The organism is Rhodococcus sp. T9N, assembly GCF_024436645.1.
Classification (GTDB): domain Bacteria; phylum Actinomycetota; class Actinomycetes; order Mycobacteriales; family Mycobacteriaceae; genus Rhodococcus_F; species Rhodococcus_F qingshengii.
Map to the genome: position 1 here is coordinate 44,798 of NZ_JAMSKS010000015.1, position 20,835 is coordinate 65,632.

The 20,835-nt window shown below is 62.0% G+C and carries 20 protein-coding genes and 1 pseudogene; 6 read left to right on the plus strand and 15 right to left on the minus strand.

The genetic code is table 11. From position 1 onward, the window contains the following. Positions 1–2: 2 nt before the first annotated feature. The 4 genes and pseudogenes from M1L53_RS22620 to M1L53_RS22635 form a co-directional block, all read right to left on the minus strand. A complete protein-coding gene (locus M1L53_RS22620) occupies positions 3–440 on the minus strand; it encodes a hypothetical protein (RefSeq protein WP_054187163.1) in 438 nt (145 codons plus the stop codon). Positions 441–612: 172 nt separating this feature from the next. After that, positions 613–1,416: a mycolate reductase gene (gene cmrA, locus M1L53_RS22625; protein ID WP_007733327.1), complete on the minus strand. Its 804-nt coding sequence runs from the start codon at positions 1,414–1,416 to the stop codon at positions 613–615. A 19-nt stretch (positions 1,417–1,435) separates the two neighbouring features. Then, positions 1,436–3,466 carry an NADPH-dependent 2,4-dienoyl-CoA reductase gene (locus tag M1L53_RS22630; protein ID WP_047270265.1) on the minus strand — a complete coding sequence of 677 codons (2,031 nt, stop codon included), beginning with the start codon at positions 3,464–3,466 and terminating at the stop codon, positions 1,436–1,438. Positions 3,467–3,576: 110 nt separating this feature from the next. Beyond that, positions 3,577–4,101, minus strand: a pseudogene (locus M1L53_RS22635) (PadR family transcriptional regulator); the annotation flags it as partial. A gap of 128 nt (positions 4,102–4,229) precedes the next feature. Between M1L53_RS22635 and M1L53_RS22640 the strand changes: the two are divergent. Then, complete coding sequence (locus M1L53_RS22640; protein WP_007733331.1) at positions 4,230–5,591, plus strand: MFS transporter; 1,362 nt, start codon at positions 4,230–4,232, stop codon at positions 5,589–5,591. Here M1L53_RS22640 and M1L53_RS22645 read toward each other — a convergent pair. From M1L53_RS22645 to M1L53_RS22655, 3 genes are all read right to left on the minus strand, one after another. Continuing rightward, positions 5,581–6,402, minus strand: coding sequence for an acyl-CoA thioesterase II (locus tag M1L53_RS22645; protein WP_054187161.1), 822 nt, complete (start codon positions 6,400–6,402; stop codon positions 5,581–5,583). The genes M1L53_RS22640 and M1L53_RS22645 overlap by 11 nt on opposite strands. Before the next feature lie 75 nt (positions 6,403–6,477). After that, entirely contained in the window at positions 6,478–7,317 is an 840-nt protein-coding gene (locus M1L53_RS22650; protein WP_054187160.1) for an alpha/beta fold hydrolase, read from the minus strand. Between the two features lie 35 nt (positions 7,318–7,352). After that, a complete protein-coding gene (locus M1L53_RS22655; protein ID WP_003945327.1) occupies positions 7,353–8,048 on the minus strand; it encodes a TetR family transcriptional regulator in 696 nt (231 codons plus the stop codon). Between the two features lie 168 nt (positions 8,049–8,216). Between M1L53_RS22655 and M1L53_RS22660 the strand changes: the two genes are divergently transcribed. Genes M1L53_RS22660 through M1L53_RS22670 form a run of 3 tightly spaced genes read left to right on the plus strand, consistent with a single transcriptional unit; the run spans position 8,217 to position 10,817 of the window. Then, positions 8,217–9,350, plus strand: coding sequence for a ferredoxin reductase (locus tag M1L53_RS22660; protein ID WP_054187159.1), 1,134 nt, complete (start codon positions 8,217–8,219; stop codon positions 9,348–9,350). 35 nt (positions 9,351–9,385) lie between these two features. Beyond that, positions 9,386–10,558 carry an acyl-CoA desaturase gene (locus M1L53_RS22665; protein ID WP_054187158.1) on the plus strand — a complete coding sequence of 391 codons (1,173 nt, stop codon included), beginning with the start codon at positions 9,386–9,388 and terminating at the stop codon, positions 10,556–10,558. 13 nt (positions 10,559–10,571) lie between these two features. Further along, on the plus strand, positions 10,572–10,817 hold the full coding sequence (locus M1L53_RS22670) for a hypothetical protein (RefSeq protein WP_003945295.1): 246 nt from the start codon (positions 10,572–10,574) through the stop codon (positions 10,815–10,817). A gap of 155 nt (positions 10,818–10,972) precedes the next feature. Here the strand turns inward: M1L53_RS22670 and M1L53_RS22675 are convergent, their stop codons facing one another. The 4 genes from M1L53_RS22675 to gdhA form a co-directional block, all read right to left on the minus strand. Then, the gene (locus tag M1L53_RS22675; RefSeq protein ID WP_003945367.1) at positions 10,973–11,140 is read right to left on the minus strand and encodes a hypothetical protein; all 168 of its coding nucleotides are present in this window, start codon (positions 11,138–11,140) and stop codon (positions 10,973–10,975) included. A gap of 243 nt (positions 11,141–11,383) precedes the next feature. Beyond that, on the minus strand, positions 11,384–11,527 hold the full coding sequence (locus M1L53_RS22680; protein ID WP_003945326.1) for a hypothetical protein: 144 nt from the start codon (positions 11,525–11,527) through the stop codon (positions 11,384–11,386). Between the two features lie 363 nt (positions 11,528–11,890). After that, positions 11,891–13,150: a CdaR family transcriptional regulator gene (locus tag M1L53_RS22685; RefSeq protein ID WP_003945374.1), complete on the minus strand. Its 1,260-nt coding sequence runs from the start codon at positions 13,148–13,150 to the stop codon at positions 11,891–11,893. 487 nt (positions 13,151–13,637) lie between these two features. Further along, positions 13,638–14,981 carry an NADP-specific glutamate dehydrogenase gene (gene gdhA, locus M1L53_RS22690; protein ID WP_003945368.1) on the minus strand — a complete coding sequence of 448 codons (1,344 nt, stop codon included), beginning with the start codon at positions 14,979–14,981 and terminating at the stop codon, positions 13,638–13,640. A gap of 269 nt (positions 14,982–15,250) precedes the next feature. On the opposite strand from gdhA, the gene M1L53_RS22695 reads away from it, so the two are divergent. Beyond that, entirely contained in the window at positions 15,251–16,585 is a 1,335-nt protein-coding gene (locus M1L53_RS22695; RefSeq protein WP_021344745.1) for a DUF4185 domain-containing protein, read from the plus strand. A gap of 83 nt (positions 16,586–16,668) precedes the next feature. Here the strand turns inward: M1L53_RS22695 and M1L53_RS22700 are convergent, their stop codons facing one another. Beyond that, positions 16,669–18,846 carry a glutamine synthetase III gene (locus tag M1L53_RS22700; protein WP_019749120.1) on the minus strand — a complete coding sequence of 726 codons (2,178 nt, stop codon included), beginning with the start codon at positions 18,844–18,846 and terminating at the stop codon, positions 16,669–16,671. 225 nt (positions 18,847–19,071) lie between these two features. Between M1L53_RS22700 and M1L53_RS22705 the strand changes: the two genes are divergently transcribed. Beyond that, positions 19,072–19,341 (plus strand): putative quinol monooxygenase, encoded by a 270-nt coding sequence (locus M1L53_RS22705; RefSeq protein ID WP_230358829.1) that lies wholly within the window; start codon positions 19,072–19,074, stop codon positions 19,339–19,341. A 211-nt stretch (positions 19,342–19,552) separates the two neighbouring features. On the opposite strand, the gene M1L53_RS22710 is transcribed toward M1L53_RS22705, so the two are convergent. The 3 genes from M1L53_RS22710 to M1L53_RS22720 all read right to left on the minus strand — a co-directional run bounded on the left by M1L53_RS22710 (position 19,553) and on the right by M1L53_RS22720 (position 20,731). Next, a complete protein-coding gene (locus tag M1L53_RS22710; RefSeq protein WP_003945315.1) occupies positions 19,553–19,705 on the minus strand; it encodes a hypothetical protein in 153 nt (50 codons plus the stop codon). Beyond that, positions 19,706–20,521, minus strand: a complete 816-nt coding sequence (locus tag M1L53_RS22715) for a class E sortase (RefSeq protein ID WP_007733340.1) — start codon at positions 20,519–20,521, stop codon at positions 19,706–19,708. A 66-nt stretch (positions 20,522–20,587) separates the two neighbouring features. Next, positions 20,588–20,731 carry a hypothetical protein gene (locus tag M1L53_RS22720; protein ID WP_007733341.1) on the minus strand — a complete coding sequence of 48 codons (144 nt, stop codon included), beginning with the start codon at positions 20,729–20,731 and terminating at the stop codon, positions 20,588–20,590. Positions 20,732–20,835: the final 104 nt, after the last annotated feature.

The window sequence follows — 20,835 nt, forward strand, 5'->3', positions numbered from 1 at the left end:
ACTCACTGTGCCCGTCGCCGCCTCCATCCGAACCAACCGAGCACCGCGAGCAATGCCACCGCGGCGCCTCCGCCGATGATCGTCGATCGGTCGGCGGACACACCAACGGACGGAGTTCCGCCGGCACTCGGGGCGTAACCGGCGCCGTACACGGACTCGACCGCCGCTTGGATGTCGAACCCGGTTTCGGTAGCCGGCCCGCAGCTGTGCCCCTCGTGCTCGGCGTCGACGTCGTACGGCGCAGAAACGAACATCAGCTGCTCGGTGCCGAGCACGTAGCTTGTGCCACAACCGTTCCCGTTCGCGAGTGTCCCCACCGACGTCACCGATGCCAGATCGCCTTTGTAGACCCGGCTGACGTCGAACAGGTAGGTGTCCTCGAATCCGTCCGAAGTTTTCTCCGTCGGAGTCCCGAGGAAAACGGTGCTGGAGACGCTCACGGCTTCTTCCGGGGTAGCCGATGATGCGCACGAACATGCATTCGCTGCCGTGGGCAGCAGTAAGGGCAACCCTCCGGTCAAAAGAAGGATTGCCCCGACTGCCAGTGTTCTTCGCATCGCCATTAACCGACTATATGGTCTGCTATGGCCTGCTCTGAGAAGTTTGAGTGAATCAGCCGCCGAGCTTCTTGTAGAACGTGCCCACGATGGGCGCAACGACGGCACGCGGGCTGTAACCGCCCGCGACGGACATCGCCTTGCTCAAGATGCCCGGTACGACGCGCATCTTGTTCTCGGCCAGGCCGTCGAGCGAGACCTTGGCGGTGTACTCGCTCGAGATCCAGAAGAAGTCCGGGACGAGCTTGTCGACGATCGACGCTTCGGCCGGGTCCGGGGTTTCGGTGCGTACGGGGCCTGGGGCGAGCAGGGTGACGTTCACTCCGGTGCCCTTGAGTTCACCTCGCAACGATTCCGCGAAGGTGTTCACGAACGCCTTGGTGGCGGCGTACGTCGCGTTGTTGGGGATCGGCATGTTTCCGGCCGCGGACCCGACCATCAGGATGGCTCCGGACTTGCGCGCGAGCATGCCCGGCAGCACGGCCAGCGTGAGATCGTGCACTGCAACGGCGTTGAGCTCGACCTGGTCGCGCTCGTAGGCCGGGTCCAGCTCGGCGATCGGCCCGAAGGTGGCGATACCGGCGTTGTTGCACAGGATGCTGATGTCGCGGCCACCGAGTTCCTCGACCAGAACGGCACGCGCCGCGCTGTCGGAGAGGTCCGATGCACGGACCTCCACCTCGACGCCGTGCGCGGCGCGAAGCTTCTCGGCGAGGGCCTCCATGACCTCGCCGCGACGGGCAACGAGGATCAGGGAGTGTCCGCGTGATGCCAGATCAGCGGCCAGTGCCTCTCCGATGCCGGAGGAGGCGCCGGTCACGACGGCGCGGGCTGTGGTTGTGGGTGTCGGCAGGCTCACGATCAGTCAGCGTAGCCGGTCAGATCTTCGCGGCCAGTCGTGTGCCCTGTTCGATGGCACGCTTGGCGTCGAGTTCTCCAGCGACATCCGCGCCGCCGATGATGTGGGTCACCACGCCCGCGACGGTCAGTTCGTCCACCAGATCGCGAACCGACTCCTGCCCGGCGCAGATGACGATGGTGTCGACCTCGAGAAGTCGGGGCTTCTCGTGCTTCTCACCGAAGGTGATGTGCAGGCCGGCGTCGTCGATGCGCTCGTAGTTGACGCCCGAGAGCTCGTGGACGCCCTTGTTCTTGAGGGCCGCCCGATGGACCCAGCCGGTGGTCTTCGCGAGGCCGGCGCCGATGCGTCCTGGCTTGCGTTGGAGGAGGTAGACCTCCCGCTCGGAGGGCTCCGGTACCGGAGTGGTGAGAGCGCCCGGGGCCATTTCGGGTTCGGTGACGCCCCATTCCTGCTTCCACTCCTTGAGATGAAGAGTGGGGGAAGTGGGGTGCGTGAGGAATTCGCTCACGTCGACGCCGATGCCGCCGGCACCGATGACGGCGACGGACTTGCCGACGGGCTTGCCCTCTCGGACGACCTCGGCGTAGGTCAGCACCTTCGAGTTCTCGATGCCGGGGATCTTGGGAACGCGCGGCGTCACGCCGGTGGCAACCACCACTTCGTCGAAGGATCCGATGAGATCTGCTGGTGCGACGCGGGTTTCGAGCTTGACTGTCACTCCGGCCACGTCCAGCATGCGGGTGTAGTAGCGAATGGTTTCGGCGAACTCTTCCTTACCCGGAATGAGCTGTGCGATCCCGAACTGTCCGCCGATCTTGTCCGAGGCCTCGAACAACGTGACCGAATGACCACGCTGAGCAAGATTGAGTGCTGCGGAAAGTCCGGCAGGACCGGCGCCGACGACGGCGAGATTCTTGGTCCGCCGAGTGGGGGAGAGGATCAGCGTGGTCTCACGGCCCGCGCGCGGATTGAGCAGGCAGGAGACCTGCTTGTGAACGAAGGCGTGGTCGAGGCAGGCTTGGTTGCAGGCAATGCACGTGTTGATCTCGTCGGACGCTCCGCGTTCTGCCTTGTTCACCCAGTCGGGATCGGCGAGCATCGGCCTGGCCATCGAAATCAACTGCGCGTCACCGCGGTTGAGGATCTCTTCGGCAGTCTCGGGCATGTTGATCCGATTCGAGGCGGCTACCGGAATGTCGACGTGCTTCTCGAGCTTGCTCGTGATGTCCACGAAGGCTGCTCGGGGAACCGAGGTGACGATGGTGGGCACCCGTGACTCGTGCCATCCGATGTCGGTGTTGATGATCGTGGCGCCGGCAGCTTCGACTTCCTTTGCCAATGAGACGATTTCATCCCAGGTCTGACCGCCCTCGACCAGGTCTGCCATCGACAACCGGAACACGATGATGAAGTTCGGGCCGACAGCCTTGCGTGTGCGTCGCACGATTTCGACTGCCATGCGTCGACGGTTCTCGGAACTGCCGCCCCACTGGTCGGTGCGCTTGTTCGTGCGCTCGCAGAGGAACTGGTTGATGAAGTAGCCCTCACCGCCCATGATTTCGACGCCGTCGTAACCCGCGGACTTGGCCAGGCGCGCGCAGCGAACGTAGTTGCGGATCTGCCAACGCACCCCACGGCCGGTCAGCTTGCGCGGACGGAACGGGTTGATGGGCGCCTTGATCGACGACGCGGAGACACTGAAAGGCTGGTAGCTGTAGCGGCCGGCGTGCAGGATCTGCATGGCGATCTTTCCACCCGCGTCGTGAACCGCCTTGGTGATCCGGCGGTGACGGCGCGCTTCGATGCGGTTGGTCAGCTTGGCACCGAAGGGCAAGAGCCAACCGGTGCGGTTGGGCGCGTAGCCGCCGGTGATGATCAAGCCGACTCCGCCACGGGCACGTTCGGCGAAGTACTCGGCCAAGCGGTCGGTGTCCTTCGCGCGATCTTCGAGGCCGGTGTGGATCGATCCCATGACGACGCGGTTCTTCAGCGTCGTGAATCCGAGGTCGAGCGGTTCGAGCAGGCGGGGGAACTGTGTATCCGTCATGACTGAAGATGTCCTTCCGTGGCGTACTCGCCAGTGTCTTCGGTGGCGGGCTCGCCAGTGTCTTCGGTGGCGTACTCGCCGGTGTCTTCGATGGCGTACTCGCCAGTGGGCAATGCGTCCAGAACTTCCTGGCACCAGTCGGTGAATCCTTCTTCGACGCGGATGCCGCCGCGAAGTACGAGGTACTGGTGCAGTGAAGAGCCGGAAAGCGCTGCTGGATTGGGGAAGTCACGCTTTTCGATGAGTCGGTAGACGTCGAGGCGGGCGGCGTGGCCGTCGCGGTGGCGAGCGACTTCGCGTCGTAGAGCGGGGAGATCGGCGTGCGCAGCGGCCCTGATCTTGATGGCCAACTCGTTGCGCAGGTGGTTCGGTTCGGACGGCTCTGCGATCCATCGGGTCAGTTCGGCGCGGCCGGCATCGCTGACGCGGTACATCTTCTTGTCCGGTCGGCCGTCCTGCGCGATGGCTTCCACCTCCACCCAGCCTGCCTCGTCCATTCGCTTGAGGACTCGGTAGATCTGCTGGTGCGTCGCGCTGTGGAAGAAGCCGATCGACTTGTCGAACCGGCGTGTGAGGTCGTATCCCGACGCATCCTGTTCGGACAGGGAGACGAGCAACGCATGTTCGAGTGCCATGGAAAAAGTATCTATGCACTCAGGTGCGTATGCAACTAAGTGCGTACTAACTCGGGTGCATAGAACGTCTTGTATGTCGACTTCGGAGAGAGGCGCCGAGTCGCCCGCGCGCAGTTAGGCTTCGCCGTATGAGCGCCGAGTCCACGAGCACGCAGGCCGAGCCACCCGCAGGCATCGGCGGTGCGGCCACGAAGAGTCAAGTGTTCGCATGGGGGCTGTGGGATTGGGGATCGGCCGCATTCAACGCAGTGATCCTCACGTTCGTCTTCTCGGTCTATCTCACCGACGCGGTCGGTGACGACCTTCCCGGCACGATTTCGGCAACTACGTGGCTCAGCTGGGCACTCGGAATCGCCGGCTTCTTCATCGCGATTCTCGCTCCGATCACCGGACAACGTTTCGATGCGTCGGGTAAACGTAAACTCTCGCTCGCGATACTGACCGGCATCACCGTGCTCTCGATGGCGGGCCTCTACTTCGTCGAAGACAACTACCGCTATCTGTGGCTCGGATTGGTTCTGCTCGCAATCGGTTCGGTGATCTTCGAGCTTGCCGGCGTTCCCTACAACGCCATGATGCGGCAGGTGTCGACACCGGAGAATCTGGGTAGAGTCTCCGGCTTCGGCTGGGCCATGGGATATTTCGGCGGAATCGTGCTGCTGTTGCTGTGCTACTTCGGGTTCATCGTCGGCGACGGCGACACTCGGGGATTCCTCGGATTGACCACCGACGGCGGCATGAACATCCGGATGGTGGCACTGCTGGCTGCAGTGTGGTTCGCGGTCTTCGCGATTCCGGTGTTCTTCAAGGTTCCCGAGTTGCCCAGCCCCGCGGTCGATCCGGGAGCGTCCAAGGCCGGGTTCCTCGACTCCTATCGGGTGTTGTGGCGCGATCTGCGCGAACTCTGGAACGTCGACAGGCGCACGATCTGGTACCTGATCGCGAGCGCACTCTTTCGTGACGGTCTCGCGGGCGTGTTCACCTTCGGAGCCGTGCTGGCTGTCAACGTCTACGGAATCAGTGCGGCCGACGTGCTGTTGTTCGGTGTTGCGGCCAACGTGATTTCCGCAATCGGTGCATTGGTGGCCGGACGTTTCGACGATCGGATCGGACCCAAACAGGTCATCACCGTCTCGCTGGCGTCGATGATCGTGGTCGGCGCGATATTGATCGCGGTGTCGGGGCCGGTGATGTTCTGGATCTTCGGTCTCGCGCTCTGCCTCTTCGTCGGGCCCGCTCAGTCTTCGGCACGAACCTTCTTGGCACGCATCACCCCGCCTGGGCGTGAAGGTCAGATGTTCGGCCTGTATGCGACCACAGGCCGAGCAGTGTCGTTTTTGGCACCGACACTGTTCGGCCTGTTCGCTTGGCTCTTCGGTGCAGACCGTGCCGGCATCATCGGACTGCTGGTGGTTCTCGGCGTCGGTCTTGCCGCATTGTCGATGGTGAAGGCGCCGGAAGGGGACAGTGCGCTTCCCGTCAATCCTTGAAGTAGACCAACTGGTGTGTCGTAGCGAGCAATGCGCCGTCACTGCCCCAAATTTCGGCCGACTGATCGAAGTATCCGTTTCCGAACCGTTGGGTCCGCGCCGTTCCCAGGACGGAATTGTCTGCCTGTTCGGTCAGCGTCTGAGCGTCGGCGTGGAAGTAGATGGTCATCGAGACCGTTCCAGCCGGAGCCATCTTGCCTCGGCGCAAGAAGACTCGTGGGAAGAAGACATCGCACAGTGCGGTCAGCGACGTGAAGTCGAGAGCGCGTGCCGGTTGATCGCGCACCCAGAGTGTCGTGGTCGAGTCGGGATGCTCGCCCGACTCCAGGTCGGGGATCGCGCCTTCGACAAAGCGCATCTCGTAGTTCTGTGCCCAGGCGATGAACTCGGGGAACGGCAGCAGCGTAACGTCTTCGGTCGACGGAACTTCCGGCATCGTGATCTCGGTAGACGACCAGGTTTCACGCCTGGTACCGAACACTGCCGTCGCGGTAGTGGCGACGGTTCCGTCCTGAGACAGTTCGATGGACCAGTGCTGCGTCGAGCGGTTGGTGCGCACCGGCCGGGCGGAGATCTCGAAGGCGCCCTCGGTGATCGGACCGGCAAAGTTGACGGTCAACGACAGCGGATCGCCGAGGCGTTCGGGGTGCTTCAGTACGGATTCGAGCAACGTGGCAGCGGTGACGCCGCCGAACGGCCCGACCATGTTGTTGTACGCCGGATTGGTCTCGCCGGTCGACAAGCCGGCGGTGAGTGGCGTCAATCCGACAGCAGCGTCGAAAGGATGGGGTGGTGCAACGGTCTCGGTCATCGCAGAACTCCTGGTGATGGAATCAATTCGGCTCTATGTATGACAACATACATAGAGCCGAATTCGTCGCGGCGATCAGGATCCTGCACGTGCGAGGATCGCCTCGGCCAACTCTTCGGCTCGCTCTTCCGGAATCCAGTGACTTCCGCCGTCGAGCACGACGAACTCGTAGGGGGCGTCCACGAATTCACCACAGCGTTCTGCGCCTGCGCGGCCGAGCGCTGTGTCGCCGGTGCTCCAGACATACGTGGTCGGCACGGTGGTGCGATCGATGTCGCCGAAGTCGCGGGTCATCGCGCGGTACCAGTTCAAGGCGCCGGTCAGCGCGCCCTCCCCGCTCAGGACACGAATGTGCTCGTCGGCGAATTCAGGATCGATCTGGCCGTCGAACATGGCGCGCAGCCGGCGAAAGTTTTCCTCCGACAACACTTCCTCGGCTTTGCCCTCCTGTCGGAGAAGTCCGATGTACGACGAGCGTTGTTTTTGGTCCTCGTCCTCGCGGAGTGCCCAACCGAAGGCGGTGGGGTGGGGGACCGAGATCGCCGTCAGGCTGCGGATCCGGTTCGGATGGCGACCGGCGACCTGCCAGGCGACCGCCGAACCCCAGTCGTGACCGACAAGATGCGCGTCGGACAGGCCGAGCGCGTCGAGCAATCCGACGACGTCGGCTACCAGGTGCTCGATCTTGTAGGCATCCACCCCTTCGGGGCGTGCGCCGGCGGAGTAACCGCGCTGATTCGGTGCGATTACGCGGTAGCCCGCTGCGGTGAGCAGTGGTGTGACCTTGCCCCAGGATGCGGCGCTCTCCGGGAAGCCATGCAGCGCTACCAGCGGAATGCCGTCGTCCGGGCCCGAGATCAGTACGTCGAAGGTGAGGTCGCCAACGGGGATTTCGTATGTACTCGTGGAAGACATGACTCTCACCGTACGTCGAAAAGGTGAACCCGAGGTCAGTTTCGAGGTGGATTCCAGGTGGCCATTCCGAGCATGATGACTCGCAGTTGCTTCTCGGCTCGTGTGATGACGGCGGCTTCGTCGCGATACCCGGCGGTCCCGGCGTCCAGCAGTTCGACGACAGCACTGAACATCGTCGAGACGATCAGGTCGGCAGCCATTTCCAGATCGTCCGACGACCAGCTTTCCAGTCCGGCAATTCTGGAGAGGTCGATGGTCAGTTCGCTGACGAACAACCGCATTTCAGTGGCTATCGCACGTCGTACCTCACTGACGCCGCTGTAGCGTTCGCGGCAGAGGAACCGAAACTGTCGCTCGTGTGTATGCACTTGTCGCACAAGGATGCCCAGGGACGTAGCGGCGTCCTTGGTGCTGGGATTGCGCCTTGCGTCGCGCAGCATCTGGCGCAACATACGCATGCTCTCTTCGACGAGGACGACACCGACGTCCTCCAGTGAAGCGAAGTGGCGGTAGAACGCCGTCGGAACGATCCCGGCTTCCCTGGCTACCTCTCGCAGGCTGATTCCGGCGAAGCCGCGATCGGCCGAGAGGTCCATGGCAGTGTCCAGGAGCGCTTGGCGTGTGCGTTCCTTCTTGGCGGCACGACTTTCCGGTTCCCTGTTGTCGGGTTCCCTGCGCTCGGGGTTCACCGGTCCGGCCTTCGTCACGACGTCGAGTGTAGGTACAGGCATTCCGGCTCCTTTCGGCAACTCGTGTAACTCGGATCACATTCTTGTTGACATGTACTTGTGTGCACCTGTCACACTATCTTCGGTGAACATTTGTACACTGAATTCACGCAGTCGGGGGAAGCTAGCCCAGCAATCGAGATACCCGGCAATCGAAGTACGAGGAGGGTCATGACAATCGCATCTGCTCCTGAGAACACGACACCGAAGTCCACACCTCGGCGCGGCCTGTCCTTGGTGGGACTGATCGAAGCCATGGCTGCTCCACATCAGATCGACCGATACCTCGAGTTGGTCAACCCGATGGCGACCGTTCGTGACATTCGCGCGCAGGTTGTCGCTGTCGACCATCCGACGGCTGACTCCGTCACTCTCACGCTGCGCCCGACGCGCCAGTGGCGCGGTTTTCAGGCGGGCCAGTTCGTGCAGTTGGGCGTGGTGATCGACGGTGTTCGTCACACTCGCTGCTACTCGCCGGCCGGGGGCGCGTCTACGCGCAGTGGGCTGATCGAGCTCACCGTGAAAGCGCATCCGGGTGGCCTGGTGTCGCAGTATCTGTACGCCAACGCGGCACCCGGACTCGTTGTCAGCCTCTCGCAGGCAGACGGGGTGTTCTCCCTTCCCGTCGACCGCCCGCGTCGGGTGTTGTTGATCAGTGGCGGCAGTGGAATCACCCCGGTCATGTCGATGCTTCGGACGCTGGTGGAGGAGGATCACTCGGGCGAGATCGTGTTCGTGCATTACGCGAACACCGATTCCGACGTGGCATACACGCGCGCGCTGAAGACCATCGCCGAGCAGAACCCGAACGTGAAACTGGTACTCGTGTACACCGAAAGCGGTGGAGGTGACCTCGAAGGTTTCTTCGATCGCGGGCACCTCGACGCCGTGGCTCCGTGGATCGCCGATCCGGACACGATCGACGCCCAGGCTTATCTTTGCGGACCTCCCGGTCTGATGCGGGGAGTGCGTGAGGTGTTCCGTGAGGTCGACGTCGAGCACTTGCTCAACACCGAGGAGTTCGCGCCGGCGGTGGCCGAGCCGGGGGAGGCCGGCGGCGAGGTGTCGTTCACCAAAAGTGGGGTGGCGGCCGAGAACTCCGGCGAAACACTTCTCGAACAAGCAGAAGCTGCGGGCCTCAAACCCGAGTACGGATGCCGGATGGGAATCTGCTTCTCCTGCACCTCCGTCAAGAAGGCGGGCCGTACCCGAAACGTGCGCACCGGTGAGACAGACGACGAGCCGGACAAGAAGATCCAGCTGTGCGTCAGTGCTCCCGTCGGCGACGTCACCGTCGACATCTGAAGTCCCATTTTCCACACGACTGTCTGGAGACCGACATGTTTGGACTTTCACTTCCCACCCTCCCGTTCCTCGGCAACGGTTCCGATGCGAAGGACGACGCTCCCGTCGTCCTGACGTACGAGCAGGTCGAGGAGATCGGCCGCGAGTTGGACGCATTGCGCGATCGCACCGTCGCCTCGCTCGGGGCGGAGGATCGGGAGTACATCTACAAGATCATCAAGGCTCAGCGCGGGTTCGAGGTCGCAGGTCGCGGCTTGATGTATCTCGGCTTCCTGCCTCCGGTGTGGCTCGCGGCAGTCGGTGCATTGAGCGTGTCCAAGATCCTCGACAACATGGAGATCGGCCACAACGTCATGCACGGTCAGTACGACTGGATGCGTGAACCAGGGCTCAATTCCGAAGTCTTCGAATGGGATACGGTGTGCCCGGCCGACCAGTGGCGTCACTCGCACAACTACATGCATCACACGTACACCAATATTCTCGGCAAAGACCGCGACATCGGATACGGCATCCTGCGTATCGACGACGCGCAGAAGTGGAACCCCTATTACCTCGGTAATCCGGTCTGGGCCTTTGCCTTGATGATGCTCTTCGAGTGGGGCGTGATGATGCACGACCTCGAGATCGAGAACGTCATCCAGGGCAAACGCAAGTGGCACGACGTCAAGCCGCTTCTGAAGGGCTGGTGGAACAAGGCGGGCAAGCAGGTCCTCAAGGACTACGTCATCTTCCCGGTTCTCACGGGGCCGCTGTTCGTGACCACTCTCGCGGGGAATGTCACCGCCAACCTGGTCCGGAACGTGTGGACTTACTCGATCATCTTCTGTGGCCATTTCCCCACCGGTGTCCAGAGCTTCACCGAGGACGAGACGGCCGACGAGACTCGCGGGCAGTGGTACGTGCGTCAGATGCTCGGCAGCGCCAACATCGAGGGAAGCCCGCTCTTCCACGTCATGTCCGGCAACCTCTCGCACCAGATCGAGCACCACCTGTTCCCGGACCTGCCTGCGCATCGTTATCCGGAACTCGCTCCCCAGGTGAAAGAATTGTGTGGGAAGTACGGTTTGCCGTACAACACCGGTGGGTTCTTCAAGCAGATCGGTTCGGTATGGGGCAAGATCTTCAAGCTCGCTCTTCCGCCCGGTTTGGTCAAGTCGACGACCCCTCCCGGTGTTATCGTCGAGCGCCAGCGAACTGCAGCCTGAGAGGCACACACTGATGGTCGGGAAATTCGAACGCCGCAAGGACACGGTCCAGGAACTGACCGAAAGTGCAGCCAACCACGTGGGCTCGATCGCGATGATCATCGCCGGGGCCGTTCGAGACGTGACGCGCGAGATCGGCGACTGGGTGTCCGACGGAATCGAGATGCGTGAAGCAGCGAAAAAGGCTGCAGCTGACGATCGTTCGGAGTCCGTGACCATCGAGCACGACGACAGCGATCCACCTGAAGACTGGCGTTGATTCACCGCGGCGGACGGCCTGATCGCGCAACCGCGAGCCCGTCTCGCCAGAACGGCCACGTTGCCCTCCGTCACAGATGACGGAGGGCAACGTGGGTTTCGTGGGCTGCCTCGGCGGCCGAAGACGCGGATCGAACGCCGATCACAAGTGAGGTCCTAAGCAGCGCTTCCGAGGCTCGCCGAGTCGAAGCTGCCGAGCCCGGTGCTACCGAGACCGCTGCTACCGACTCCGCCCAGTGCGAGTGCATTGCTGCTGCCCGCGCTCAGTAGCTGGACGATGATGTTGATGACGATGGGGTCGCCGGTGAGCGGAATTGTAGGCACAGGGGGACCTGCTTTCTGTTTCGAGATGTGGTGAGAAGGTGAGCGGCGACGGGATCGTCGACGTGGTCAGGCGGGCTGTTTCAGCCACTTCCGGTGCTGCCGAGCGACACGATGGAGCCGTTGCCGAACCCGAGTGCTCGGGAGAGTGAGCCGAAGTCGATGACCAGGCTGCCCAGGGTGTGCTGGTTTATCACGGTGGTTCCTGTCTGTGCCGCGACTGTGTGATGCGAGCGGGTAAGTCGATCAGGGAGCAGGCGTCGTGGGAGTTTCGCCGCCGCCGCCAATCGGAGAGTTGTCGGTGTAGAGGAAACTGCTGCCGGCGTTGAACATCTGTAGGACGGTGTTCAAAACGACGGCCAAAGCGCCTGTGGTTGGTGCGGCGATCATGTGCTTGCTCCTGGTTTCAGCGGTGGCGACGTGGTGGTCACCGTGGTCACCGCCATCACAGTGTCAGGCGGCTTGGAGCGGGCCCTGTGCGAGAGATTCTCTCGCACAGGGCCCGAGATTCGTCCTAGGAGACGCCGCCGCCATCCGTCGAGCCCGTGCCGGTGCTGCCCGCGTTGAAGAGCTGCAGGATGGTGTCGAAGAAGGCACCGAGGAGAGCGTTATCCTGGCCGTTGATCATGTGTTTCCCCTTAATTGTTACTGGTTTGCGCGGTGATTCGCACCACACTTTTATAGCCCGGTTCGGAGCGGAAAAGTGGGGTCCAGGCGCCACACGTGGACAGCTAATAGCGAGGATGTGAGTGTTCACATTTTCGCTGGACGATTGTCCACATCAGTGCTTGCGAAGGTCAGCGAGATCATGGCAGCGCGCAGTTTGAGCAGTTCAGAGGGCAGGGCCGGATCCAATCCGGTCAGGGTTGCGATGCGCTTGATTCGATTGTCGACGGTGTTGGTGTGCAGGCCGAGCGCCGACGCGGTGCGCTGACGATGCTGGCCGTTGGCGAGATGTATGGACAATGTCTGCAGCAGTTCCGGATTGCCGTCGAGTGGCTTGAGAAGATTGATCAAGCTGTCGCGGCCTGCGCCACCCCGAGTGAGTTGATACTCGAGCGCGAGGTCTTCCATTCGGTAGGACCGCGCCGGCAGTCTCAGGCGCCGCACGAGTTGCGCCAATTCGTGAGTGGTTGCTTGGGCGGCGGCGATATCTCGTACGGCGGCGTTCTCGGCGATTGCTGTGATCTCCACCCCGACCGTTGCGCGTGCACGTTGGATGACCTCGCACACTGTTCCCCAGTCGGGTGTGCCCTCGATCAGGACCAGACCACGTTGCGGTGCAGGAGCCTCGAGCAGCGCCGACCCGAAGTGGGCCGCGATTTTCGATTGAGCGACGGAGAGGTCACGGTAGGCCTGTATGCGCTGGTGGTTGCCGTTGCGTGCTCCCGGGCGGATGGGCGGCAGGTTCACCAGGAGCCGCAGGACGAGATAGCGGGGTGCGAGTTCGACGCCCATCTGCAACGCAAGCTGGGTGGGATCGTCGCCGTCCAGCATGGCCTTCACGAGGGCGCCGGCGGAGTATTCCCCGAGTTGGGAACCGGCTGGAAGAGCCGAGAGATAGCTGATCGAGATGAACGAGTGAAGCCGCTGCGCGAGTGCGAACAAGAACTCGTTGAGATCCCCGAGATTGGCGGAGTCCTCGGCGTCGGCCCGGCTGAGGATGAGGGTGCGAAAAGTGCTGATGCCCTCGTTGGTCAAGTTGAGGATCGCGCTGAGTGGCACGCCTTTCAATGCTTGTTGGACGGTCATCGTGTGAATGCCGTCCAACTCTTGGTCGGTGGGAAGTTTGCGGTGATCCAATAGCTGGATCCCCACTTGGAGCCCCTGCACGATCACCGCAATCAGTTCCCGACGAACTGCCTCCGTTTGGAGGGAAGTCAACGTCGGGTTGGCACGGGACAGGTGATCTACGAGATCGCTTGCCAGTGGGATGACGTCGTTGACCGCTGTGGAGGCGGGCTTGCCTCCCAACATGAGCGGTCCCGGGTTGTTCAGCAGCGCTGGGGACATGGGTGGCCTCCTCTAGACAGGTGCGTCGCCTGGCACTGGCACCCGGAGGCTCGGCGCGTTACGACGCGGGGTACACGCTGAGGCCTTGTTCGGGGGCATACTCGCCACTGAAATTTGCGGTTCGAATTGCGCCAGGCGTTGTGATTTCTACCACATGAACGATCGTCCAACTGTGAAATGGACAAATGTGAAGATAAGTCCATATGCCCCACGTGCTGCGGACCTAAACAATCGTCCACTTACGGTGTTTTTCGACGTCAGAGCGGAAAACGAATTCGGAGGACGCCACGAGTTCCGTCTGGGATCATTGCCGGCGCCTGCGTTGTCGTCGCGGGCGATTTGCTCGGATCAAGCTCGAGGGCCCTGGGTCCTCGCGGACCCAGGGCCCTCGCGGCCTAGGTATTGATTCGACCAGTCCGATGTACGGGAACCGGTTCAGGGTGAAATCACCCTTTTCTCTGTACTGCTGTCTGTGGTGCGGAAATCTCTAGATGACGCCCAGTGAAATCATGGCGTCGGCCACCTTTACGAAGCCGGCAATGTTCGCGCCGTGCACGTAGTCGCCCGGCTTTCCGTACTCGGCAGCGGTGTTGATGGTGCGCTTGTGGATGCCGCGCATGATTCCGGCGAGACGCTCGTCGGTGTACTCGAAGCTCCAGGAATCACGCGAAGCATTCTGCTGCATTTCGAGAGCGGAGGTTGCAACGCCACCGGCGTTGGCCGCCTTGCCGGGTGCGAAGGCTACGTTCGCGTCACGGAAGAGCTGGATGCCACCGGGGGTGGTGGGCATGTTCGCGCCTTCGGCAACGGCCTGAACGCCGTTGGCGATCAAGGTCTTTGCGGCATCTTCGTCGAGCTCGTTCTGAGTCGCGCAGGGGAGTGCGACGTCGCACGGCACGTCCCAGATGGAACCGTCGGCGATGAACTCGGCATGCGGAACTGCGTCGGCGTACTCGCTGATGCGGCCGCGGCGAACTTCCTTGATCTCCTTGAGGAGGTCGAGATCGATGCCCTTCTTGTCCACGATGTATCCCGAGGAATCCGAGCAGGCGATCGCGACGCCGCCGAGCTGGTGGATCTTCTGGATTGCGTAGATGGCGACATTGCCGGATCCGGAGATCACGACGTTCTTGCCTTCGAGGCCTTCACCCTTTGCCTTGAGCATTTCGGCGACGAAGTACGCGACGCCGTAGCCGGTGGCCTCGGTGCGAACCTGCGATCCGCCCCAGGTGATGCCCTTGCCGGTGAGGACGCCCGACTCGTACGTGTTGGTCAGCCGCTTGTACTGACCGAACAGGTAGCCGATCTCGCGACCGCCGACGCCGATGTCGCCGGCCGGAACGTCGGTGTATTCACCGATGTGACGCTGCAGTTCGGTCATGAAGGACTGACAGAAGCGCATGACCTCTGCGTCGGAGCGGCCCTTGGGATCGAAGTCCGAGCCACCCTTGCCGCCGCCGATGGGCAGGCCGGTGAGTGAGTTCTTGAAGATCTGCTCGAAGCCGAGGAACTTCACGATGCCCAGGTTGACGCTGGGGTGGAAGCGCAGGCCGCCCTTGTAGGGGCCGAGTGCACTGTTGTACTGCACGCGGAAGCCACGGTTGACGTGAACGTTGCCCTGGTCGTCGGTCCACGGCACGCGGAAGATGATCTGGCGTTCCGGCTCGCAGAGCCGCTCGATGAGTCCGGCGTCGGCGTAGCGGGGGTGGCGCTCGAGCACTACGTGAAGAGACTCGAAGACCTCTGCGGCGGCCTGATGGAACTCGGGCTCTCCTGCATTGCGAACCAAAACCTGATCGTAAATCTGCGCTACGCGGTCACGTACGGACACCGCTCACCTACCTCGTTGTGAGAACTCTTTTACATTTCCGTTACATACTAGGCGCCTTTATTGCTGTATCGGACAACTGTCCTGTGAAGGTGAAATCGGACACAGCTGTCACTTGTGTCAGTTGAACGGGCGATTTATAACAATTTGCTCAGCTTTCACTCTCTTAACACAGTCCAAATGGTTTGCTTCTGCGGTCGGGGATCACTGTGCCTGTGGTCCGAACGAGTCGAAAATGATCAGAGGGGCTGCACGTGCGTAATAAACACTCCATGTCGGCGATGTTGTCGATAGGCGTCGTCACGATTGCCGCGACGATTGCCGCAGCACCGTCTGCGTCGGCGATCGGTGGACCGTGTGGTTCGGGAGGAAGTGGTTCCGCCGGATCGATGACGGGTTCGCTCGGCTCGCTGACCGGATCGCTCGGCAGTGGTTCCGCCGGTACCGGCTCCCTCGCCAACGCGCTGCCTTGGATCACCGGCGCCCCCAACGGTGCTCTGCCGGTGCTGACCGGCCGGACCAAGGCGATCGAAATGGTCACTGGCCCAGGCAGTCCCAACAACACCATCGAGCGGTTCAACGTGTCGGGTACCGACCTCGGAATCATGTGGGACAACGGTCTTTCGGGGCCGGATCACGACGTGCTGATGGCATTCGGCGACACGGTGGGCGACTGCGACACCCCGGGTGACGACTGGCGCAGCAACGTATTGTTCCGCAGCAACGACACCGCCATTGCCGACGGGATGAAGATCGACAGTTCTCCTTTGGACGGCCCCAATCATTCCAAGGAGATCATTCCGGGATTCGGCATTCCGGGTGAGTTCACCACCATCCCGACCGCTGGAATCTCTTACGGTGGTGTGCAGTACATCAGATTCATGTCCGTTCGGTCGTGGGACGAACCCGGAGCCTGGACCACCAACTACTCGGCTCTGGCTTTCTCCACGGACAACGGTGAGAACTGGGAACTCGATCCGGCGACAGTTCGCGCCAATACCGAAGGACTTGGCATTCCGGGGATTCCGGCAGTATCGCCGATCAATTCCAACTTCCAGCAGAGCGCCTTCCTCGACGGTCGGGACGGCTACATTTACGAATACGGAACTCCCTCAGGTCGTTTCGGTAAGGCGGTCCTGGCGCGAGTGGCCGGCGCCGACATCAGAAACCTCGGCGCCTACGAATACTGGGACGGCTCCGGTTGGAGTCCGCGAGATACCGATGCCGTTCAGGTCATCAAGGCACCGGTCAGTGAACTCGCAGTGCAGTGGAACGACTACCTGAACAAGTACGTTGCCATGTACACCAGTGCCGAGGGCAACCTGGTGATCCGTCAGGCCGACCAACCGCAAGGCCCGTGGAGTGGTACGCAGACCCTGTTGAGTGGAATCACGTTGCCCGCGTTGTACGGCGGATTCATGCACCCGTGGGCGAGCGGACAGTTCCTCGAATTCGTCGCCACCACGTGGGACCGTTACAACGTCATCTACATGCGGACCGATTTGAACGGACTCCAGATGGCGTCGTCGGATTCGCGCGATCGTCCTGACCCCGCGACCACCGGTGAGGCTCGCGTCCTCGAAGTCACGATGCCGGAAGACCGCTAGCCGAGCAAGATTCGACAACTATGGCCTGCAACTCGATCGAGTTGCAGGCCATAGTTCTGTGGGTAGTGATATTCGGGTGATACTCAGAGAATGAAGAGCATTTCCTGATACGTCGGGAGTGGCCAGTGATCGTCGGCGACGATGGTTTCGAGGAAGTCGGCCGCTGCACGTACCTCTGCCATGGCGGGCAGGAGTGCGTCCTGTGCGTGCTTGGCCTGATCGAATGGCGACTCGCCGGCGTCGGTGTCGATTGCTGCGCGCAGGGCCGCGAGCGCTGTGCGCAGAGCCGCAACGGGCGCCGACACTTCTTCGAGCGGTGCTGAATCCGGTTCGAGGCCGGCAGACTTCAGTGCGACGAAGTTCTGCGCAACTTCCGTCTGGTGGCGCACTGCAGCCGGAAGAATCAGCGTCGTACCGATTTCGGCGGCCAGGCGTGCCTCGACGCCGATGCTCAGTGCGTACTGTTCGAGTCCGACCTCGTAGCGGCTGTGCATCTCCCGGTGGTTGAAGACCTTGTACTTCTCGAAGAGTTCCATCGAGGATTCGGTGATCAGTTCAGGAAGGGCGTCCAGCGTCGTGCGAAGGTTCGGCAGGCCGCGAGACTCGGCCTCGATCTGCCAGTTCTCCGAGTAACCGTCGCCGTTGAAGACAACCGCACCGTGGTTGGTGATGATCTCGGTGAGCAGATTCTGGACGGCGGTGTCGAAATCGGCGCCGTCGGCGACCGCGGCCTCCAGTTCGGTGGCCATGTAGTCCAAGGCCTCGGCCATGATCGTGTTGATGGTGACCATCGGGCCGTTGACTGTTTGCAGCGATCCTGGCGCGCGGAACTCGAAACGGTTGCCGGTGAAGGCAAATGGGCTCGTACGGTTGCGATCGCCCGGGTCGGTCGGTAGGACGGGAAGGGTATCGGCGCCGATCATCATGGTGCCCTTGTCCTTCGACGATGTCGCGGCGCCCTTGGCGATCTGCTCGAAGACGTCGGCCAGTTGATCGCCGAGGAAGATCGAAATGATGGCCGGGGGAGCCTCGTTGGCGCCGAGGCGGTGATCGTTGGTTGCCGATGCGACCGACGCGCGCAGGAGGCCCGCGTATTTGTGGACGGCCCGGATGACTGCGGCGCAGAATACGAGGAACTGGGCATTGTCATGCGGATTGTCGCCGGGGACAAGCAAACTGCCGAGTTCGGAGTTGCCCAGCGAGAAGTTGACGTGCTTGCCGGAGCCGTTGACACCGTCGAACGGCTTCTCGTGGAACAGACATTCCATGCCGTGCTTCTTGGCGATTGTCTTGAAAGTGGTCATCAGCAACTGCTGGTGGTCCGCGGCGATGTTGCCTCGCTCGAACATCGGGGCGATTTCGAACTGGCCGGGCGCAACCTCGTTGTGCCGCGTCTTGGCGGGGATACCGAGTTTGAAAAGTTCCCGCTCGGTGTCCATCATGAATCCGAGCACACGTTCCGGGATCGCCCCGAAGTAGTGGTCGTCGAACTCCTGGCCCTTGGGCGGCTTTGCGCCGAAGAGTGTTCGGCCGGCGTTGAGGAGGTCGGGGCGGGCGAGGAAGAAGTGTCGATCGATCAGGAAGTACTCCTGCTCGGGTCCGCAGAACGACACGATGTGCTCGGGGTCGTCGTGGCCGAACAACTTCAGGATTCTTTCGGCGTGGAAACCCATTGCCTGTTGTGAACGCAGCAGGGGAGTCTTGTGGTCGAGCGCTTCGCCGGTCATCGAAACGAACACGGTCGGGATACACAGTGTGTTGCCGTTGGGGTTTTCGAGAACGTAGGCCGGGCTCGTGACATCCCAGCCGGTGTATCCGCGAGCCTCGAATGTGTTGCGCAGCCCGCCGTTCGGGAAACTCGAAGCGTCGGGTTCACCTTGGATCAAGGTCTTGCCGGCGAACTCCGCCAGTGCACTGCCGTCGCCGACCGGCTCGAGGAAGCTGTCGTGCTTCTCGGCGGTCAACCCGGTAAGCGGATAGAAGACGTGGGCGTAGTGGGTTGCGCCTTTCTCCAACGCCCAGTCCTTCATCGCGGATGCGACCGCGTCGGCGACCATGGGATCGAGCGGTTTGCCTTGCTCGATCGTCGCCATCACCGATTTGTAGACGAGCTTGGGCAGTCGCTTCTGCATGACCACCTTGTTGAAGACGTTGGCTCCGAACACCTCTCCGGGTGTCTCGTCGGTCGTGAAACTGACCACCGGAGGTGTGTAGGCCTCGACGTCCTTGATCGCTTGCAAGCGAACTGCATTTCCACTCATGTGCTTACCCCTCGCCCGGGCCCAGGGCTGCGCTGCTGATTGCGAGCCCGACTTCGGCAAACCCTACGAACCTCCGGTATCGGGGGTGTTTCGTAGATATTGCGCCTGTCCGCAAACTTCGAGTCACAACGGAAATGTCGATCTGTCGGAGGTCTACGGCAGACTTCGAGCCGACGGGCTATTGCAGGACAGTCGAATCGGAGAGTCTTTGTGATCAGGGTGTTGGTGCCAACAACGGTGGAGCAGGGCGATCTCGCGGAAGTGCTTCGGTTGTACGACGAACTTGTCACCGAGACCCGAAAAGAGGACGGCTGCATCAATTACGAGTTACTGCAGCGCACCGAAAATCCCTGCGAGCTCGTGTTGGTGGAGGAATGGGAATCGCAGGAGCACCTCGACGCCCACACCCATACCGAGCACTTCGTCAGGTTGGTTGAGGCGCTGGACAAGCTCGAGACGGCAGCGCCGGCGCAGATCTTCACGAAGGTTCTGTAGCGGCGGAGGCAGGTTTCAGTGCTCGCTAAGGCGTCGAACAAACATTCCGGAGAGCCCCGAGCGTCAACGAGGCGACCCGTTCCGACACACGCGGAAACTGGTTTGCATCGACACGCCAGAATCATCGTAGATCCGTCGAGTCCGATGTAGGACAGCACCTTCGGGCTCCAGCCGGGCGTTGTGCAGGTGTCGGCCGACCTGCACGGGCGCTCTATACGGTGACGTCGGAGTAGGGCATATGCTCTGACACCCAAGGAAATACGAATTCCATGAGTAGCAGCACCACCGCGACCACGAGAACGATCGCCAGCAGGGCCTTCACTGGTCGGGGGCCGGGGAGCGCTCCCCAGAGGTATCCGTACATTCATTGCTCCTGGAATGCCGCGGGAATGGTGCCCGAAGTCTTCGAGATTGTTTCGACGAGAACCGCGTGGACGATCAAGCGTTCGCTGTTCGAGTAGAGCGGATGGCACGTGGTCAGTGTCAACATACTTTCCAGCGTGGCGTCGGGCTCGGCCCAAGGGCTTCCGGGCAGCGGGTTGACGACCGCAACATCCCCGGGCACGGTGATGCGCCGCCCGAGGAGATGGACGTAGTCGCCTTCGGAAACACGATCGGCTTGCTCGGGATTCAAGCAGGCTTTCGCCGCAGCGCGACGTTCGGGCGAGGCCTGGTCGAGTGGGAGCAACCGGTACGTCATCCATTGGAACTCGGTCTCCACGACGACGGCATCGCATGCATCGAGTCGATCCAGGTGCTGGAAGACTGCGCCGGAACCATTGCGGTGCCCGGCGAGCGCGAAGTTTCCGGCTTCGCCGGGCATCTGCGAGTCCGGGTAGTGGCCGGGGCCGGCCCGCAGGTCCTCGTTGCGTGTGCCCTCGACGATTGCGTACGCGGCGCCGAGTGTGGGGAAATGCACGCGCGCGAATCCCTCGCCGAGCACAGGGATCAGCGGGGACACCGGCTGACCATCGATCACTCCTGAGGCTTCGGGGACTTCGGCCCAGGATTCCTCCAGACTGTTGTTGAGCTCGTCCTGCAGCCGCCCCGAGACGATATTGGTCCAGAACGCCTCATAGATGACGAACAGCAGGATGACGACCCCGGCCGTGAGGAGCAGTTCGCCGATTACCTGGCCTGCGCCCGGCCGACGACGCCCTGAAACTTCGGTATCGCTCACGGACCGGGGTCTCCTCTCCACAGATCTACCGAGATAGCTGATGTGTCGAATTGGTGCCGTATCGAACTAGCTGCCCGCGTCGATCGTGGCGCTCCCGGTACCGCCGAGGAGATCGTAAAGGAGTACGGACAGGCGACCGAGGCCGTCGATCGCGGCAGAACCAGTGGTCTCGATGCCTTCGATGACGATCGGGAACGGGAGGAATGACATGGTGTTTCTCCTTCGAGGGGTGGGCCGCGGCGGCGGCCGCGAGATAGATGCGTCGTGACGGTGAAACAGGGCGGGTGCGACCAGGTGTATGTTGCACCCGCCCT

Excerpts from the sequence above, each read along its gene's own strand:
- M1L53_RS22630 (WP_047270265.1), bottom strand. The coding sequence starts at position 3,466 with ATGACGGATACACAGTTCCCCCGCCTGCTCGAACCGCTCGACCTCGGA.
- M1L53_RS22640 (WP_007733331.1), top strand. The coding sequence starts at position 4,230 with ATGAGCGCCGAGTCCACGAGCACGCAGGCCGAGCCACCCGCAGGCATC.
- M1L53_RS22645 (WP_054187161.1), bottom strand. The coding sequence starts at position 6,402 with ATGACCGAGACCGTTGCACCACCCCATCCTTTCGACGCTGCTGTCGGA.
- M1L53_RS22650 (WP_054187160.1), bottom strand. The coding sequence starts at position 7,317 with ATGTCTTCCACGAGTACATACGAAATCCCCGTTGGCGACCTCACCTTC.
- M1L53_RS22655 (WP_003945327.1), bottom strand. The coding sequence starts at position 8,048 with ATGCCTGTACCTACACTCGACGTCGTGACGAAGGCCGGACCGGTGAAC.
- M1L53_RS22660 (WP_054187159.1), top strand. The coding sequence starts at position 8,217 with ATGACAATCGCATCTGCTCCTGAGAACACGACACCGAAGTCCACACCT.
- M1L53_RS22665 (WP_054187158.1), top strand. The coding sequence starts at position 9,386 with ATGTTTGGACTTTCACTTCCCACCCTCCCGTTCCTCGGCAACGGTTCC.
- M1L53_RS22670 (WP_003945295.1), top strand. The coding sequence starts at position 10,572 with ATGGTCGGGAAATTCGAACGCCGCAAGGACACGGTCCAGGAACTGACC.
- M1L53_RS22680 (WP_003945326.1), bottom strand. The coding sequence starts at position 11,527 with ATGATCGCCGCACCAACCACAGGCGCTTTGGCCGTCGTTTTGAACACC.
- M1L53_RS22685 (WP_003945374.1), bottom strand. The coding sequence starts at position 13,150 with ATGTCCCCAGCGCTGCTGAACAACCCGGGACCGCTCATGTTGGGAGGC.
- M1L53_RS22695 (WP_021344745.1), top strand. The coding sequence starts at position 15,251 with ATGTCGGCGATGTTGTCGATAGGCGTCGTCACGATTGCCGCGACGATT.
- M1L53_RS22700 (WP_019749120.1), bottom strand. The coding sequence starts at position 18,846 with ATGAGTGGAAATGCAGTTCGCTTGCAAGCGATCAAGGACGTCGAGGCC.
- M1L53_RS22710 (WP_003945315.1), bottom strand. The coding sequence starts at position 19,705 with ATGTACGGATACCTCTGGGGAGCGCTCCCCGGCCCCCGACCAGTGAAG.
- M1L53_RS22720 (WP_007733341.1), bottom strand. The coding sequence starts at position 20,731 with ATGTCATTCCTCCCGTTCCCGATCGTCATCGAAGGCATCGAGACCACT.